General features: G+C 62.5%; 3 protein-coding genes. All 3 read left to right on the top strand.

The genetic code is table 11. The features are described from left to right. Positions 1–105 precede the first annotated feature (105 nt). Positions 106–720: a NucA/NucB deoxyribonuclease domain-containing protein gene (locus UO65_RS07960; RefSeq protein WP_035280124.1), complete on the top strand. Its 615-nt coding sequence runs from the start codon at positions 106–108 to the stop codon at positions 718–720. Between the two features lie 44 nt (positions 721–764). Next, positions 765–1,337, top strand: coding sequence for a hypothetical protein (locus tag UO65_RS35655; protein WP_152552013.1), 573 nt, complete (start codon positions 765–767; stop codon positions 1,335–1,337). Beyond that, the coding region (locus UO65_RS34425; protein WP_324608957.1) for a DUF397 domain-containing protein at positions 1,324–1,470 on the top strand (147 nt) is incomplete at its 3' end. The genes UO65_RS35655 and UO65_RS34425, both read left to right, overlap by 14 nt.

Here is a 1,470-nt window from a genome sequence, read left to right on the forward strand (position 1 = left end):
CGTGCGCGAGCTGATCACCAAGCTCGCCCGCTAGCCCCCTCCGGTGCCCCCGCCCAACGGCGGGGGCACCGGAGGGCGTCACCTGAGAACAGGAACGAGGGGCAGATGGCGACACGCACCAAGGGTGGCGCACTGCTGCCGGTGATCATCCTGGTTGCAGCCGTGGCCGTGTTCGGCGGTGACAAGGTGGTCGACACCATGACCGGCCTGTTCACCGGTGGCGGGAGGACGATCCTCGGTGAGGGCGACTCACGGGTGATGGTCGCCACCGCCGCCGAGTCGGACGCCAAACAGTGTGAAACACCCCAGATGTTGGCCGACAGGTGGTGCGGAGACCTGCATGTCCTCCTCGTCGACGCCAACAAGATCCCCTTCATCGCGCGGAACACCCAACTCGCCTGGGAGTCCGGCCGCCCCGGGGTCCTCACCATGAACAGGGCCAAGCAGGACGAGAACCGCCGCATTGCATGCCCGCGCAGCTTCTCGAAAAAATACGGTGGACAGTGCGACGAATACCCCATGGCGTCAACAAGTGAAGGTGGGGGAGGTGCGCGTACCGAGGAGGTGCCCGGTCGGGAGAACAGTTGTCAAGGTGGAATGTACGGCGCCCAATATCCTAAAGACGGTCAGCGGTTCCTCGTTGTCATCGTTCATCTTGACCAGATAGCGACAGAGGCGTTCTCGGGAACAGACATCGCAAAGGACAAAGGGCTGTGCTAGAAGGGGACGCTCCATTTGACGACTTGGTACGCAAATACGCTTGGGTGAAAGAGGTCGAGGCGTGGGCCGTCGCAGTGATCTCTGACAAGACCACCGCAGACGTGGCTGCCGTCTACGGCGCCCGGGGAGACAGCCTGCTCGGCGACCACAGCTTCGGCCAGTTGGGTGGCCTGCAAGGTCAAGACCCGCTCACACTCCGACACCACGTCCAAGTGTTCGAGCACAACCACCACGTCGTGACTGTCGAGAACAACGGGTGGAGTGGGAGCCACCCGGAGGTGGCCCGACGGTGCTCGGCCGGAGGTGGACACTTCTTCAGCGTGTACTGGAACGTCAACGCGTTCGGTCTCGTCACCGAAGCGATAGATGGTGTGATCACGGCACGGTTCGAAATGCTCTACCCCATCGCGCCGAGTCAAGAATCAGGTGAGATTCGTCCGCCATGGGCAATCGGTTCTGAGCCGGAAACGGCAGTGGTGCGCCAAACTTGTCTCGCGCTCATGGAACAACAGACCGGCGTGGCCTTCGACCCCTATTGGCTGGGGCAACAGTTTCCCACCTACCATATTCCCGAGTCCCATGTACTGTATCCGGATTCGGATCATGGAGTGGCGTAGGTCTTCTCGTTCGGGCAACGCAGGGGACTGTGTCGAACTGCGGCAGGACCTCTCGGCCGTCCGGGACAGCAAGCGGCCTGGTGTGTCACTGCCGGTGTCCCGCGACGCCGTGCGCGAGCTGATCACCAAGCTC

The organism is Actinokineospora spheciospongiae (assembly GCF_000564855.1).
Taxonomy (GTDB): domain Bacteria; phylum Actinomycetota; class Actinomycetes; order Mycobacteriales; family Pseudonocardiaceae; genus Actinokineospora; species Actinokineospora spheciospongiae.